The sequence below is a fragment of the Tenacibaculum sp. DPLXC6 genome, assembly GCF_056815515.1.
The window spans coordinates 679,228-694,681 of sequence record NZ_CP141806.1 but is presented as its reverse complement, the minus strand read 5'-3'; the positions used below and the strand labels follow the sequence as shown (position 1 = coordinate 694,681).

Annotated in this window: 12 protein-coding genes; 3 read left to right on the top strand and 9 right to left on the bottom strand. The window is 31.6% G+C overall.

Annotation, left to right across the window (positions count from 1 at the left end; genetic code table 11):
- Window positions 1-119: 119 nt before the first annotated feature.
- Entirely contained in the window at window positions 120-1,739 is a 1,620-nt protein-coding gene (locus VCM48_RS03135; protein WP_482271579.1) for a CTP synthase, read from the bottom strand.
- A 229-nt stretch (window positions 1,740-1,968) separates the two neighbouring features.
- Between VCM48_RS03135 and rpmH the strand changes: the two genes are divergently transcribed.
- Together rpmH and carB are read left to right on the top strand one after the other, a co-directional pair.
- The gene (gene rpmH / locus VCM48_RS03130) at window positions 1,969-2,130 is read left to right on the top strand and encodes a 50S ribosomal protein L34 (RefSeq protein ID WP_028891113.1); all 162 of its coding nucleotides are present in this window, start codon (window positions 1,969-1,971) and stop codon (window positions 2,128-2,130) included.
- A 103-nt stretch (window positions 2,131-2,233) separates the two neighbouring features.
- Window positions 2,234-5,086 carry a carbamoyl-phosphate synthase large subunit gene (gene carB / locus VCM48_RS03125; protein WP_482271578.1) on the top strand — a complete coding sequence of 951 codons (2,853 nt, stop codon included), beginning with the start codon at window positions 2,234-2,236 and terminating at the stop codon, window positions 5,084-5,086.
- A 56-nt stretch (window positions 5,087-5,142) separates the two neighbouring features.
- On the opposite strand, the gene VCM48_RS03120 is transcribed toward carB, so the two are convergent.
- From VCM48_RS03120 to VCM48_RS03095, 6 genes are all read right to left on the bottom strand, one after another.
- Window positions 5,143-5,694, bottom strand: coding sequence for a hypothetical protein (locus VCM48_RS03120; protein ID WP_482271577.1), 552 nt, complete (start codon window positions 5,692-5,694; stop codon window positions 5,143-5,145).
- 82 nt (window positions 5,695-5,776) lie between these two features.
- Window positions 5,777-7,864 carry a M64 family metallopeptidase gene (locus VCM48_RS03115; RefSeq protein WP_274640025.1) on the bottom strand — a complete coding sequence of 696 codons (2,088 nt, stop codon included), beginning with the start codon at window positions 7,862-7,864 and terminating at the stop codon, window positions 5,777-5,779.
- Window positions 7,865-7,873: 9 nt separating this feature from the next.
- Window positions 7,874-8,962 (bottom strand): hypothetical protein, encoded by a 1,089-nt coding sequence (locus tag VCM48_RS03110; RefSeq protein WP_482271576.1) that lies wholly within the window; start codon window positions 8,960-8,962, stop codon window positions 7,874-7,876.
- Between the two features lie 260 nt (window positions 8,963-9,222).
- Window positions 9,223-9,915 (bottom strand): cyclase family protein, encoded by a 693-nt coding sequence (locus VCM48_RS03105; RefSeq protein ID WP_099214230.1) that lies wholly within the window; start codon window positions 9,913-9,915, stop codon window positions 9,223-9,225.
- A gap of 2 nt (window positions 9,916-9,917) precedes the next feature.
- Complete coding sequence (locus VCM48_RS03100) at window positions 9,918-10,466, bottom strand: acyl-CoA thioesterase (RefSeq protein ID WP_440121755.1); 549 nt, start codon at window positions 10,464-10,466, stop codon at window positions 9,918-9,920.
- Window positions 10,456-10,842: a 6-phosphogluconate dehydrogenase gene (locus VCM48_RS03095; RefSeq protein ID WP_274640022.1), complete on the bottom strand. Its 387-nt coding sequence runs from the start codon at window positions 10,840-10,842 to the stop codon at window positions 10,456-10,458. The genes VCM48_RS03100 and VCM48_RS03095 overlap by 11 nt, the downstream gene beginning before the upstream one ends.
- A gap of 104 nt (window positions 10,843-10,946) precedes the next feature.
- Between VCM48_RS03095 and VCM48_RS03090 the strand changes: the two genes are divergently transcribed.
- Window positions 10,947-12,122, top strand: coding sequence for a GlmU family protein (locus tag VCM48_RS03090; protein WP_482271575.1), 1,176 nt, complete (start codon window positions 10,947-10,949; stop codon window positions 12,120-12,122).
- Between the two features lie 42 nt (window positions 12,123-12,164).
- Here the strand turns inward: VCM48_RS03090 and VCM48_RS03085 are convergent, their stop codons facing one another.
- Both VCM48_RS03085 and VCM48_RS03080 read right to left on the bottom strand, forming a co-directional pair.
- The gene (locus tag VCM48_RS03085) at window positions 12,165-14,537 is read right to left on the bottom strand and encodes a TonB-dependent receptor plug domain-containing protein (RefSeq protein WP_482271574.1); all 2,373 of its coding nucleotides are present in this window, start codon (window positions 14,535-14,537) and stop codon (window positions 12,165-12,167) included.
- Window positions 14,534-15,454, bottom strand: a complete 921-nt coding sequence (locus VCM48_RS03080; protein ID WP_482271573.1) for a FecR family protein — start codon at window positions 15,452-15,454, stop codon at window positions 14,534-14,536. The genes VCM48_RS03085 and VCM48_RS03080 overlap by 4 nt, the downstream gene beginning before the upstream one ends.

Sequence of the window (15,454 nt, the reverse complement as noted above, 5' to 3'; positions counted from 1 at the left end):
CCTATAGTTTTTTTGAGGTTTTACGGTGAATAATTTTGTTAGTATAGGTAGTTCAAACAGTGTTCCAGTTTTTATATGTCAAAAAAAATCCTGTAATTTTAGTTACAGGATTTTTTAACTTATTTTTTTGATTGTTTTAAAGCTGCTTTGATAAAGCTTACAAACAACGGGTGTGGATTTAATACCGTACTCTTGTATTCTGGATGATATTGAACTCCAACAAACCAAGGGTGTGAATCAATTTCAACAATTTCTACTAACCCTGTTTTAGGGTTAACACCTGCTGTTTTCATACCAGCGTTTTCTAATTGTTCTTTATAATCGTTATTGTATTCGTATCTGTGACGATGACGTTCACTTATTAATTCTTCTTTGTATGCTTGAAAAACCTTAGAATCTTGTGTTAATTGACAGTCCCAAGCACCTAAACGCATTGTTCCTCCTTTGTCAGTAACATTTTTTTGCTCTTCCATTAAGTTAATTACTGGGTGTGCTACTTCAGGATTCATTTCAGTAGAGTTAGCTTCTTTAAGTCCTAACACATTTCTTGCAAATTCGATAACAGCCATTTGCATTCCTAAACAAATACCTAAAAAAGGTATGTTATTTTCACGTACATATTGTACTGCTGCAATTTTTCCTTCAATTCCTCTATCACCAAATCCAGGGGCTACTAATACACCATTTAATCCTTCTAGTTGTTTGGCAGCATTATCTGGAGTTAACTCTTCAGAGTGAATCCAACGAACGTTAACTTTTGTTTTATTGGTAGCAGCAGCTCCTGCGTGGATAAAAGCTTCAGTAATTGATTTATACGAGTCGTGTAGCTCAACATATTTTCCTACCAAACCAATTTCAACAGAAGAAGTTGGATTTTTATGACGCTCTAAGAACTTATTCCATGTTTTTAAATTAGGTTGTTTACGTGTAGATAAATTTAACTTATCTAAGACTACATAATCCAACCCCTCTTTAAACATTAAGTTAGGAACATCGTAAATAGTCTCAGCATCTAATGATTGAATTACATTTTGCTTTTTAACATTACAAAATAAAGCTAGTTTACGTTTAATGTCATCAGAGATTTCATGTTCTGAACGACATACTAAAATGTCAGGTTTTACACCACTTTGCATTAATGTTTTTACAGAGTGTTGTGTAGGCTTCGTTTTTAATTCACCAGCAGCTGCTAAATAAGGAACTAAAGTTAGGTGTATAACAATTGCGTTATCTTCTCCTAAATCCCATTGTAATTGACGAACAGCTTCTATATACGGTAAAGATTCAATATCACCAACGGTTCCTCCAATTTCAGTAATTACGATATCATAATCACCTGTATTACCTAAAATTTGGATTCTGTTTTTAATTTCATCAGTAATATGAGGAATAACTTGAACGGTTTTTCCTAAAAACTCTCCTTTACGCTCTTTGTTTATTACAGATTGATATATTCTTCCTGTGGTAACATTGTTAGCTTGTGAAGTAGGAATGTTTAAATAACGTTCATAGTGTCCTAAATCTAAATCGGTTTCAGCACCATCATCGGTAACATAACATTCTCCATGTTCATATGGGTTTAATGTTCCAGGATCTATATTAATATATGGATCTAACTTTTGAATGGTTACTGAGTATCCTCTTTCTTGTAATAATTTGGCTAAAGAAGCGGCTATAATTCCCTTCCCTAGTGATGAAGTTACGCCTCCGGTTACAAAAACGTATTTTGTGTTGTTCATGGTACTGTTAGGTTTGCGCAAAAGTAAGAAGTCTGGCAATTAGAACAAATAAAAAAGAGAAAAAACGTACAGAAAAATTATGTATGTTTGCCAAACAAACTTTTTTTTAAAAAAAATAAAATAAGGGTTTGTCAGACTGAAAAACTGTTGTATATTTGCCCACGCTTTTAGCAGACGGAATTTCACAAAAGCAAAACATTTTTAAAGAAGATATTTAAGATATACTGTAATGAGTAAAAGAACGTACCAACCATCGAAGAGAAAAAGAAGAAACAAACACGGTTTCCGCGAAAGAATGGCTTCTGCTAATGGACGTAAAGTATTAGCTAGAAGAAGAGCAAAAGGAAGAAAGAAGTTGTCTGTTTCATCTGAATCAAGACCAAAGAAATAATGATTAACTATTGTTAATATTTTAAAGGCGTTACTATTAAGTATCGCCTTTTTTTATAACCAAACAATTTTTATTTTTACACCACAACACAACACAGACTAAAATGCCTAAAAGACAAGACCTTAAATCGATTTTAATTATTGGATCAGGACCAATTGTTATTGGTCAAGCATGTGAATTTGATTATTCAGGTTCTCAAGCGTTAAGATCTTTGAGAGAAGATGGAATTGAAACCATCTTAATTAATTCGAATCCTGCAACAATTATGACAGACCCTTCGATGGCTGATCATGTATACTTGTTGCCGCTTAACACGAAGTCTATTGTTCAAATTTTAAAAGAACACCCACAAATTGATGCTGTTTTACCTACAATGGGAGGGCAAACTGCATTAAACCTTTGTATTGAAGCCGACGAAAAAGGAATTTGGGAAGACTTTGATGTTGAAATTATAGGAGTAGATATAGACGCTATTAATATTACAGAAGATAGAGATAAGTTCCGTTTATTAATGGAAGAAATTGGCGTGCCAATGGCGCCTCAAGCTACTGCAACATCTTTCTTAAAAGGAAAGGAAATAGCACAAGAATTCGGATTTCCATTATGTATTAGAGCGTCGTTTACCTTAGGAGGAGCAGGAGCATCTATTGTATATGATGAAAAAGAATTTGAAGAATCATTATCAAGAGGATTAGAGATTTCTCCAATTCATGAGGTAATGATTGATAAGGCAATGATGGGATGGAAAGAATACGAGTTAGAATTATTACGAGATGATAATGATAATGTTGTAATTATCTGTTCTATTGAAAACATGGATCCAATGGGAATCCATACAGGAGATTCTATTACAGTAGCTCCGGCCATGACATTATCGGACAAAACGTTCCAAAAAATGCGTGACATGGCAATTAAAATGATGCGTTCTATTGGTGAGTTTGCAGGAGGATGTAACGTTCAGTTTGCGGTTTCACCAGACGAGAAAGAGGATATTATTGCGATTGAGATTAACCCACGTGTATCTCGTTCATCAGCATTAGCATCAAAAGCAACTGGATACCCAATTGCAAAGATTGCTGCGAAATTAGCAACAGGTTATACTTTAGATGAGTTAGATAACCAAATTACTAAGTCTACTTCAGCTTTATTTGAGCCAACATTAGATTATGTAATCGTAAAAATACCTCGTTGGAACTTTGACAAGTTTGAAGGTTCTGACAGAACGTTAGGTTTACAGATGAAAGCGGTTGGAGAAGTAATGGGGATTGGACGTTCGTTCCAAGAAGCTTTACATAAAGCAACACAATCGTTAGAAATTAAACGTAACGGAATTGGAGCAGATGGTAAAGGTTATAAAGACTATAACCAGATTATAGATAAATTAAAGTACGCTTCTTGGGATAGAGTATTTGCTATTTATGATGCAATTCAAATGGGGATTCCGTTGAGTAAAATCCACGCAATTACTAAGATTGATATGTGGTATTTACGTCAATATGAAGAGTTATATATGTTAGAAAAAGAAATTTCTACATATACTGTTGATACACTTGATAGAGAACTATTATTAGAGGCTAAGCAAAAAGGATATGGTGATCGTCAAATCGCTCACATGTTAGGATGCTTAGAAAGTGAAGTGTATAAAAAACGTGAAGAATTAAAAATAAAACGTGTATACAAGTTAGTAGATACTTGTGCTGCTGAGTTTAAAGCACAAACTCCTTACTACTATTCTACTTTTGAAAGTGAAATTGAAACTGCTGAAGGTGAAGTTTCTGTGTCAAATGAAAGTGTAGTATCTGATAAGAAAAAAGTAATCGTATTAGGTTCAGGACCAAACAGAATCGGTCAAGGAATTGAATTTGATTACTGTTGTGTTCATGGTGTATATGCAGCGAAAGAATGTGGTTACGAAACTATTATGATTAACTGTAACCCTGAAACAGTTTCTACCGATTTTGATACGGCAGATAAATTATACTTTGAGCCAGTTTTCTGGGAACATATTTACGACATCATTAAACATGAGAAACCAGAAGGAGTTATAGTTCAGTTAGGAGGACAAACAGCTTTAAAATTAGCTGAAAAGCTAGAACGTTACGGAATTCCGATCTTAGGAACTAGTTATAAAGCGTTAGACTTAGCGGAAGATCGTGGAAGTTTCTCTAGCTTATTAAAAGAAAACAATATTCCTTATCCTGAGTTTGGAGTAGCAGAAAATGCAGATGAAGCTTTAGCTTTAGCTGATGAATTAGATTTTCCAATTTTAGTACGCCCATCATATGTATTAGGAGGACAGGGAATGAAAATTGTGATTAATAAAGAAGAGTTATTAGAGCACGTTGTAGACTTATTACGTAAGATTCCAAATAACAAATTATTATTAGATCACTACTTGGAAGGAGCAATTGAAGCAGAAGCAGATGCAATTTGTGATGGTGAAAATGTATACATCATCGGAATTATGGAGCATATTGAGCCTTGTGGAATTCACTCAGGAGATTCAAATGCTACCTTACCAGCGTTTAACTTAGGAGAGTTAGTATTAGAACAAATTAGAGAGTATACTAAAACAATTGCTTTAGCGCTTGATACAGTTGGATTAATAAACATTCAGTTTGCAATTAAAGATGACAAAGTATATATCATTGAAGCAAATCCACGAGCATCTCGTACAGTTCCATTTATAGCAAAAGCTTATAAAGAACCTTATGTAAATTATGCTACTAAGGTGATGTTAGGAGAGAAGAAAGTTACTGATTTTGATTTTAACCCTCAGTTAGAAGGTTTTGCAATTAAGCAACCTGTATTCTCTTTTAATAAGTTCCCGAATGTAAATAAGAACTTAGGACCAGAAATGAAATCTACTGGAGAAAGCATCTTATTTATTGAAAGTTTAAGAGACGATGCCTTTTACGATTTGTACGCAAGACGTAAAATGTACTTGAGTAAGTAAAAGCGTTTTAGAATTAAAATAGATAAAATCCGAAGTTTAATAAACTTCGGATTTTTTTATTGGTTTAAAAAGTTAACTAATTGCTTAGCGTCAATGATGTACCTTTTTTCAATAAGCTCTTCTTTTTCTAATTGTTTGATTTTTTCTTTTGAATAAACTTGGGTGTCAAAGTCTTCTATATATCCATTTACTTTATAAATATAGATTTCAAGTTGTTTGATATTGCTTTTTTGAGCAAATTTTTTAGGTAAATTGATGTTTTCTGAGCCACTCTCTATAGTTTTTTCTATCTCTCGTTCTCCGACAGGTCTTATGGTCAGTGGATCATTCAATTCATTGTAAAAGAATAATTTTTCATTTTTATACGCTACTAAAAACATATCCGTAGGAATTTGAACATCAAATAACAAATTACCTTCATTTTTAGACTTCGAAATCAGTTGGTAATCCTCTTTTGTAAATTCAAAATTAACAGTGAAATAATAATCTTGTGTTTTAGAAATACTTTGTGATGAGTTAAAATCGCTTTGTGATTTTTTAGACGTATAATTTTTACAGTTTAAAGTAAGAAGTAGGAAAGTTAAAGGTAATAAAGCAAAATGTTTCATAATAAAGACTTTATAGTTTTTAAAATTAAGAATAACACGGATAAAATTAACCGTGTTATTCTTTTTTTTATAAAATTACTTATTAATACCATCCATAATCATGATACTTAAATGCATGTATATAATCTTTATACATTCCTTTTATGTACATGTTAGATGAACCTGGCCACATGTAAGCAAACCAGTTAGTATTGTGTATAAATAAGTTGTCTTTTCCTGTTTTGCGATTGTCTACAATTAATTTATCACTACTTCCAAGATTCCAGCCACCAATCCAGTCGCTTTGATAGTTTACACTTACTGTACTACCATTGGTAATTACACGTCCTAAGTATTGAGTGGACCAATCTTGATTATTGAATACATATAAATCATCTTTTCCATCACCATTAATATCAGCAACATAAAACTTATCACGGTTATTCATATTCCAACCTGGTAAGGCATCATTATATCTTTTAATATACTTGTATTCGTTTCCGTCAGACCTCAGTAATAATAGATATTCAGGTCCCCAGTTTGTACCATTAAAAATATAGACGTCATCTTTTCCGTCTCCATTAATGTCAGCAATATGGTATTTATCACCAGATTTGCTTGTCCAGCCTGGTAAACTAGCAAAATATTCTTTGGTTTTTGTTAGTGAGCTACCTGTAGATTTAAACATTCTGGTAACTTTAGAACTTGTATTGAATAATACCAATTCCTCTTTGTTGTCACCTGTATAATCGGCTACAAAATACTTATCAGTAGAACTCATGTAATGACCAGGTAAATATTTATCATACCTTCTAACATAAGAAAAGTTACTACCAGTTGACTTGAACATTCCCATATACCCTTGATTCCAGTTAGTAGCATTAAAAATGTAAAAATCATCTTTTCCATCTCCGTTAAAATCAGCAATAAAAAATTCATCACCATTACGCATCTGCCAACCAGGAAGGTTGTAATATATCTTTTTAACACATTCAAACCCGTCAGGAGTTGATTTTAATATTCCTAATCTTGAATATTGATTATTAGGATAGAATACAAGTAAGTCATCGTAGCCATCACCAGTAAAGTCTCCTACATAAAACTTGTCTTTTGAAGATACATACCATGTGCCACCTGGACCTTTAACCCTTTTTGTGGTTACATAAGAGTTAGCGGGACGCGTTATGTTTGCTCCACTACCTGTAAAACCTTTTGGGTGTTCGGTAGGGTAGGCTGCAATATAGTTTCCATAGTGAAGTACCACATCGTTATAGCTATTTCCTTGAAAATTACCTACTATTGGTTTGTTAAAATTGTAATTACTTTTTGATTTATTTCTTTTCCAGAATTCGTTATAACTTGGTGGATTAAAAAGGTTGGTGTTTCCTCTCATTGTGCTATTGGTTGAAGGACGGTAAATACACGTTGTATTATAGCGTCCACCTTCAAATCCATCTACATTATATTCAGATGGCGATCCAGTAGTTACAGTACTTCTAGCAAATTTATTCCATTTATTTGGGTTGTTATTTTTATCAACATTAACAGCAGAAGGATTGGTTCCACTAAAACAACCAGGTCTAGAATATTCGTCGGCTAATTTACCAACGGAGTGCCCTAATTCATGTAATAATACATTGTTACTAGTAGATTTGGTAATAGATAAAACTTTACCATAAGAGCAACCTCCAAAACCAGACTCATTTAAGATAACTACTACAAAATCAGCACCAGATAAACCAACTGTGCTTAAAGCGTTGTTAATTTTGGTATCGGTGTTTCCAGATTTTGACATCCAACAACAATTCCAACATCCTGAGTATCTAAAGTTTAGGGCTGTATTTCTACTACTAGCTGGATTGTTACTACAGTCGTCATTGTCACATGTGTATTGAGTTACGCCTGATTGACTTGAGTTTAGATTTACTCTGTACACGTTAAAAGCATCTTGTAGTTCAGATAAAACATTGTCTAAATTACCATTTTCATGGGTAAACATTGCTTTAAAATAATCAGCAACTAAATTATTAAATTCAGTTTGATTGGATGAAGTAAATCCATCTCCCATGAATACAATATCAAATTTTGATGCTGAACTTCCGTTATAAAGTAAGGTGCTTTTTGTTTGTGAATAAGCCGTAACAGCTAGAAAGGTCATTAATATTATTAGTGTTTTATGTAGGTTTTTCATTTTTTCTGATTATTGGTTAGTAATTTTTTTCAGTTTAGAAAAGTCAGCTTTAGGAGCTGTTCTTACGATTTGAAAAGAGGAGTTTAAATCACTTTTTCTTAATTGCTTCCTATTTACTCTTTGTAAAACATTTTTAGCTTTAGAAACATCTTTAAACTTAACTAGTTTTAAATCTAATTTTTCTGAAGCTACTTTAGATTTGTATTTAATAGGCATCTTTACAGAAACATAAGCTTCTTTTGCGGTGAACTCTTTATGATCACTTTTTTTAGGGGCAAAAATTGTTCTATAACTAAGAGGATTTTCAAAAGTTTCAGCAAGCACAGTATTATTACCATCTAAGCCAATGATGGCCCAATCTCCAGATTCTTCAGTTGGTAAAGAGTAACTACCATCTACTTCAGTTTTTGAAACAGGAGTCATTCCGTTGTTGGTAATTTTGTATGTTACTACTAAGTGTTTTTTACTGGCTCTGTTTTTTTTGTTTTGTAATCTAAGTTCAGGAGATAGGTTGTCAATTTTTCTTATACTCCTAGCAGAAGCAGGTTTAATTCCTCCAGACTTACTCATCGCTGTAGTACCTCTAAACCTTACATTTTTAGGTTTAAAAGGATCTTTAACTTTTTTTATGTTCTTAAAAGTGTTAATTCTTTTTACTTGAAGTAAGTTAGTACTGACTCCCAATTTAGGCTTGTTTTTGTCTATATTTTTGTTTTTATCATTTGTTTGTTTTGGTAAGAGTAATATTGAAGTTTTTAGACTTACTAAATTGTTAGTAGTTTTAGAAATCATATTTTTTTCTCCCTCTTTAGAGTCTATCTTATAAAAGTATTTGATGTTAGAAGGAATGATTTCTGAAAGGGCACGATCAACAGGTGTGTTTGCTAATTGACCTGTGACATTAAATTTTTTATTATCTCCAACTATAAATAAAAGAAAGTTTTGTTTAGAAAGCTCTTTTATAACTGAAGAAATAGGGGTTCTGTTTAATTTACCTGATAAGGTGTGGTTGTTAACGTTATACTTAATGTTTACTTGTTGTGAAAACAAATAATTAGTCATAAGTAAACAGATTACTACAATAGTTAGTTTTTTCATTACAGTGTTTTTAAGTTAATGAGTTGATTATTAGTTTACAAAGTTACTTTGAGACTTGTTTTTTAGGAGAATGCAAAAGAATGGTTTTAAAGGAGGGGTTTTCCCTCTTTTTCTATAGGTTATATATTGTAGATATGATATATTTTTCCTTGAAATGAAGAGTAAAAATATGGTTATAAGGAAGTAGGCCAATAATACATCATCCATATAACTACACAGTTATATGGATAAGTAAAAGTTAAATTAAAAAGTAGAATGTTTTATTCAAAAATAGCGACCGCTCTTACTGGCGATCCTGTTCCTCCTCTAATTTTTAAAGGTAAGGCTATAAAGCGAAATCTGCCTCTGCCTATTAATTTATCAAGGTTTATCATGTTTTCATAATGAGTAAACCCCATTTCTCCACAAATATGATGTACTTTTTTGTTGGATACTTTAGGAACACCAGGAGACATAGTTTCTACACCAAAAGCAGCAATTTTTTGTTCTCCAAGCCAAGTGGCACATTCAGCTGTAATACCTGGACCTTTTCCCCAGTTTTCAGTATTAAAATGTTTAGCGTAGTGGTTTGTACAAATAAGAACAGTATCACCTTTTTTTATGCTGAGTTTTTCTTTTTCTAACTGTTCTTTAACTTCTTCAGAAGTAATTAATTCCTGTAAGTTTTTATGAGAAAAATCTAAACAAATACCTTCAGTATAAAACATACTAAGAGGCATAGTATCTATCGATTTTCCTTCATGTTTAGCAGCCATATGGTTTAAAGCGTCAACATGAGTTCCTGTGTGCTCTCCCATTTCTAGTTTATATACAGCAGGAGTTTTAGTAGTAGGATTTTTAATTCCGTCCCATTCTTCATGGGTATTGTGCACAGACATTTTAACTTGTGGAAGACTTTTATAAACAGGCATCCCGTCAAAAATATCTTGACTTAAATCTATAATTTCAGGCATTGTTATAACTCAATCTTCACATTATAATTTTTAAGCTCTTCGATGTAGTTTTGAGCAGTAAAATTATCATTATCAAACTTCTCTTGCCTATTTTTTTTCATCTTAATTCTATGGATAGCTTCTAGAAAGCGACGCATTTCATTATCATCATTAATAATAATTCCAGGAACTTTGGCATTGTCACCATTATCCTTTTTGGCAACCATAGTAAAATAAGAGGAATTACAGTGCTTGGTCTTTCCTGTTTGTATATTTTGTGCTTCCACACGTATACCAACTACCATTGAAGTTTTTCCAACATAATTAATAGAGGCCTTCATGGTAACTAATTCGCCTACTTCAATAGGGTTTATAAAATTAACGGTATCTACAGATGCTGTTACACAATAGGTTCCTGAATGTTTAGAGGCACAAGCAAATGCAATTTGATCCATTAGCTTTAAAACGTATCCTCCGTGAATTTTACCACTAAAATTAGCATGAGAAGGAAGCATTAACTCAGAAATAGTAATGCGGGTATCTTCTATATTTCTATAAATATTATTGTTCATTATCTTTTCTTATTCCTCTAAAGTGAGGAGATTGTTCTTCTTCAACATGAGTTATAAAATACTTTGTGTCACCTAACCAAAAGAAAGTTCCAAAACGCTCTTTGTAAGTAACTTTTACATAGCGACCTTGGTATTCTTGAAGTTTCTCTATAACTTCTTTTTTGTTGTCTTCTACAGAAAAGGCAAAAATTTGTGCCCCAGAAATACCTTGGCTAATTTCGCCTTCCCAAGTTTTTACTACTACACCTTTATAGCTAATTTTAATGAGTTCACCTGAGCGAACACCTTCACTATAAGGAACAAAATAAATAAAAGCATAGTATAGCGCTGCTATAAGAGCAATGCCAATTAAAATTAATCCTAAAATTTTTTTCATAGTAACATATTGAAGAATGTATAATAACAAAAGTAAGGTTTATATTTTGACTTGTAAAATGAATTGAAAGTGGTAAGTTTGTGATGCTTCAAAAAATGATTAATATGAATTATATTTTATTTGATGGTGATGTACGCACAGCCTTATTACCATTTACATATACGAGACCAGTAGCCGATATTAGAGTAGGGATTTTAACCATTAGAGAAAAGTGGGAAAAATATTTAGGTTTAACAACTACAACTGTAACGGAAGAGTATTTAGAAGAAAAATACCCTATGGTTGAAATGGAAGAAAATGTATTGTTAAATGCTTCTTTCTTGCCAACTAAGCCTTTGGTTGAAATGGTAAAAAACCTGCAAGCTGATCAAGCTATTTTTAAAGGTGAGGATGTAATTGCTTTTTATGCTGCCGATACTCAAGAAGAAGTAGATTTTTCTTCTTATGAGCACATAGAGTTTGAAGATGATATAATTCAAATAAAAAATACTTGGGATATTTTCTCATTAAATGATAAAGCAATTAGAGCTGATTTTGATTTAATTACTGAAGGAAGAAAATCACAACCAATTCCTGAAACTGTTAACTGTGTTAATAGAAATGACATTTTTGTAGAAAAGGGAGCAAAATTAACTTTTGCTACGTTAAATGCTTCTACTGGACCAATTTATATTGGTAAGAAAGCTGAAATAATGGAAGGGGTAGTTGTGCGAGGAGCTTTGGCTATGTGTGAAAATTCAGTATTAAAATTAGGAGCAAAAATTTATGGAGCTACCACTTTAGGTCCTTACTGCAAAGTAGGAGGAGAGGTAAACAATTCAGTATTATTTGGATATTCAAATAAGGGACATGACGGGTTTTTAGGAAACTCAGTATTAGGGGAGTGGTGTAATATAGGAGCAGATAGTAATAATTCTAACCTTAAAAATAACTATGCTGAAGTTAAGTTATGGAATTATGAAACTGGTCGTTTTGCTAAAACTGGATTACAGTTCTGTGGATTAATGATGGGAGATCATTCAAAATGCGGAATTAATACGATGTTTAATACAGGAACAGTTGTTGGTGTTTCTGCGAACATTTTTGGCAGTGGGTTTCCAAGAAATTTTGTTCCTTCATTTAGTTGGGGAGGAGCTTCAGGATTTACTGAATATAAAACAAATAAAGTCTTTGAGGTAGCCGATGTAGTAATGAAAAGACGAGGTATTGAGTTCGATGAGAGAGAAAAACAAATTCTAGAACACGTTTTTGAAGAAACAAAACAATATAGAAACTATTAAACTATAAGAAAAAGGCTTTACATTTTGTAAAGTCTTTTTTAGTTAAAAACGAATCCTGAAAACAAAATTAGGAGTTACTCCTAAAGACATTTTATCTACTTCTTTTAGTTTATATTCAATTTCATTATCTGAGTTTCTAATAGGAATAGCGTTATAGGTTCTACTTAAAATATTTTTATTATTGAATATATTAAGTAAAGAGACTCCCAATTTACCTTTCCATCTTTTAGAAAAGTTAAAAGAATAGGTCATAGAAGCATCTATTCGACTATAATTAGGAAGTCTAAGAGCATTGATATTATCTGAGTCTAAGTTAATGTAAGGAGCCCCATCGTCATCAGTATAAAACTCTTTAACAGCAGTGTAAGGATTACCAGTTCTATAAATCCATCCAAGAGAGAATTCGTAATTATTTAACTTGTAGGCATGAGACCATGAAAAGTAGTTAGTAATATCGTGATTTGCAGGGAAAAACTTGTTTTCTAAATCTAAGAACTTAAATCTATTTTTAGTGTATGAATAATTAACCCAAGTTCTGTAATTGTTAATTTTTTTATTAATTAGTAAATCAATACCATATACTTTGCCCTTACCATTAGAAAAGTCATCAGTTTGATCATTATACCCACTTGTTTGCGATGTCATACCGCTAACTTTTTTATAATATGGTTCAATATCTATTTTCCAATTATCTTTATTAAAAAGGATTCCAGTAGAAACCTGCAAACTTTTTTGAAGAGGGATATCGTCGTTATTAACTTGAGCCCATATTTGGTTTTCTAAATCAAAGCCTAAACTAGAGGTTTGAAACTCTATAATTTGACTTAATGTTTGATGTTTTTGTTCAAAAGAAGCTTTAATACTTAAGTTTGAAGCAAGTTTTTTCTCAAAATATAACCTAGGCTCTAAAACAAACTTGTCAATTTTAGAAAAGTAATTAAATCTAATTCCAGAGTTTATATTCCAATCATCATTATCGTATAAATATTCAGCAAAAATAGAATGAGTGTTGTTTGTTCCTTTATCTTTTTGTATTGAAGAGTATCGGTTTTCACCTTCTACGTCAGCTAAATATTTTAATTCATAAGCAGCTTTGGTTGATGTAAATTCATAACCCCAAAATAAATCTTTTCTATCATTAAAAGAGTAGTTCATGTTATATGAAATACCAAAATCAGTTAATGAGTTGTTTTTTGAAGACAATAAAATAAGGTAATCATCTATGTAATTGTAGTTACCAACATAATCTAAGTGAAAACTAGAAAAATAACTTTTTATACTGTGGGTCTTTTTTTCAGATGATTGCTTCTTCCAGTTTGCGCTTATACCAGTATTATCGATATCTAATTTGTCATTGTATTTATCTTGGTATGTTGGAATTGTAAAATCATTAAACATTTGATTCCTTGTGTGTAAGAAACTAATGCTTAAAGACTCATCTTCATTAGGCCTGTATATAAACTTGGTAGTATAGTCCGAAAACTTAAATTCGTTATCTCTTTCAAACTTAATACTTTTATCTATAATTTGGTTCTCTTGATTATCATCAAATGTTTGAAAAACACGCATAGACAACTTATCAAAAGTAAATGTCTTTAAAACATCAGAAAAAGATCTTCGAGCTGAAAAAGAAAGTGCAGTTTTTTCTGAAAATGGAACAGTAATAAGAGCATCAGCATGCGTCATATTCAAACCAAAATTTCCTGTGATTTTTTCTGGTATTTTTTCTGTTGTTTTAATATCTATAACACCAGAAACTCTATTTCCATATCTGGCACCTGTACCACTTTTAGATAAGGTAACTTCTTTGGTTGTATATGGGTTAAAAGCAGAGATCATTCCAAAAAAATGCCCAGAATAATACATTTTTATACCATCCCACAAAACCAAGTTTTGATTAGGTGTACCACCTCTTATATAAATACCTGCTGCTGTTTCGTTAGGACTTTGAACACCGGGAATAATTTTTAAACTCTCTAACACATCTGGTTCTGTTAAACCAGGAAGAACACCTAATTGTTTAGGAAGTATGGATATAGCTCCATTTTTCTTTTTATTAATACCAGAGGTAATATAGTTTGTTACAAGTATCTCTTTTAAAAGATTGTACTCATTAAGTTTAAAATTAGAATTTTTAGTTATGTAATAATAACGCTCATTAATTTGGTTAAAAATTAAAGGAGTTTGGCGTTCAATTTCACCTATAAGGTATACTAGCTCACATTTTTTCTTTTTAAAAGAAAAGTTTTTTCCACGAATTATCTCTGTATTAAAAGAAAACTTTACGCCAAAATTGGTTTCTGTTTCTTTTAATACATCCAACAAAGGTGTATCAATAAAAGAAATGTCTACCTTTTCTTGAGAAAAAATAGACATCGCTAAGCATATAAAAAGTATACTTAATTTTATCTTCATTTACTATATGTCAATACAACTGAACTATTTTCTGCTAATTTATAAGAAATTTTCATAGGAGCAAAAACAGTTTGCAATGCTATATTAACATCTTCATGTGTAAAAGTACCTGTAAAACGTTGAGAGGTATCTATTCTTGAAGCGTCAAATTTTAATTTGAATTGATTTTCTAAAGCTTTTATAACTTGATGTAAAGGGGTGTTGTTAAAAGAACTTTCACCTTTTATCCAAGAAGGAGTAGTATCTACAAACTCCCATTTTTCACTAGAGTTACTATAGTTTCTGAAGGCTTTACCTTTAGTTAAAATAACTTCCTCTTTATTTTTTGAAGTAACTTTTACTTTACCTTCGAAACATTTAACTTCAAAATAGTTTTCAGAAGTATTTACAGTAAACTTAGTTCCTAGCACAGTTACATTACCTTCATTTGATTTTACAGTAAAAGACTTACCTTTTTCTACTTCAAAATAAGCTTTACCTTTTAATGATAACTCTCTTTTATCATTCCAATTTCTTTTTTTGTATGTTATTTCAGATTTTGGTGATAAATGTGCTTTAGAATTATCAGGTAAAGTAATTGTTAGTTGTTCTCCATAATTTGTTGAAAAATCAGTTGTATTATAATTAAAGTATAAAAAACTAATCAACAATGCTATAGAGGCAACTGCACCATACATCCAAGTAGGAATTAATTTTACTACTTTTTTGTTAGTTTTTGCTGGCTCTAAGTTTGTTTTTATTTTATTAAAAGCTTCTTCTTTATTATAAGAAGGAGTTTTTAATAATTGTGAAGCATCATCAATAGCTTTGAATTGATGATAAACTTCGGATTGTTGAAACTCTTTCAATTCATCAGCAGATAGCTCATTGGCTATCCATCTGGCTAAAAAAGTTTCATCTTTATAATTTATTTTCAT

What these genes read in the sequence shown, in the direction of transcription:
- VCM48_RS03135 (WP_482271579.1), bottom strand. Translation starts at nt 1,739, where the DNA reads ATGAACAACACAAAATACGTTTTTGTAACCGGAGGCGTAACTTCATCA.
- rpmH (WP_028891113.1), top strand. Translation starts at nt 1,969, where the DNA reads ATGAGTAAAAGAACGTACCAACCATCGAAGAGAAAAAGAAGAAACAAA.
- carB (WP_482271578.1), top strand. Translation starts at nt 2,234, where the DNA reads ATGCCTAAAAGACAAGACCTTAAATCGATTTTAATTATTGGATCAGGA.
- VCM48_RS03120 (WP_482271577.1), bottom strand. Translation starts at nt 5,694, where the DNA reads ATGAAACATTTTGCTTTATTACCTTTAACTTTCCTACTTCTTACTTTA.
- VCM48_RS03115 (WP_274640025.1), bottom strand. Translation starts at nt 7,864, where the DNA reads ATGAAAAACCTACATAAAACACTAATAATATTAATGACCTTTCTAGCT.
- VCM48_RS03110 (WP_482271576.1), bottom strand. Translation starts at nt 8,962, where the DNA reads ATGAAAAAACTAACTATTGTAGTAATCTGTTTACTTATGACTAATTAT.
- VCM48_RS03105 (WP_099214230.1), bottom strand. Translation starts at nt 9,915, where the DNA reads ATGCCTGAAATTATAGATTTAAGTCAAGATATTTTTGACGGGATGCCT.
- VCM48_RS03100 (WP_440121755.1), bottom strand. Translation starts at nt 10,466, where the DNA reads ATGAACAATAATATTTATAGAAATATAGAAGATACCCGCATTACTATT.
- VCM48_RS03095 (WP_274640022.1), bottom strand. Translation starts at nt 10,842, where the DNA reads ATGAAAAAAATTTTAGGATTAATTTTAATTGGCATTGCTCTTATAGCA.
- VCM48_RS03090 (WP_482271575.1), top strand. Translation starts at nt 10,947, where the DNA reads ATGAATTATATTTTATTTGATGGTGATGTACGCACAGCCTTATTACCA.
- VCM48_RS03085 (WP_482271574.1), bottom strand. Translation starts at nt 14,537, where the DNA reads ATGAAGATAAAATTAAGTATACTTTTTATATGCTTAGCGATGTCTATT.
- VCM48_RS03080 (WP_482271573.1), bottom strand. Translation starts at nt 15,454, where the DNA reads ATGAAAATAAATTATAAAGATGAAACTTTTTTAGCCAGATGGATAGCC.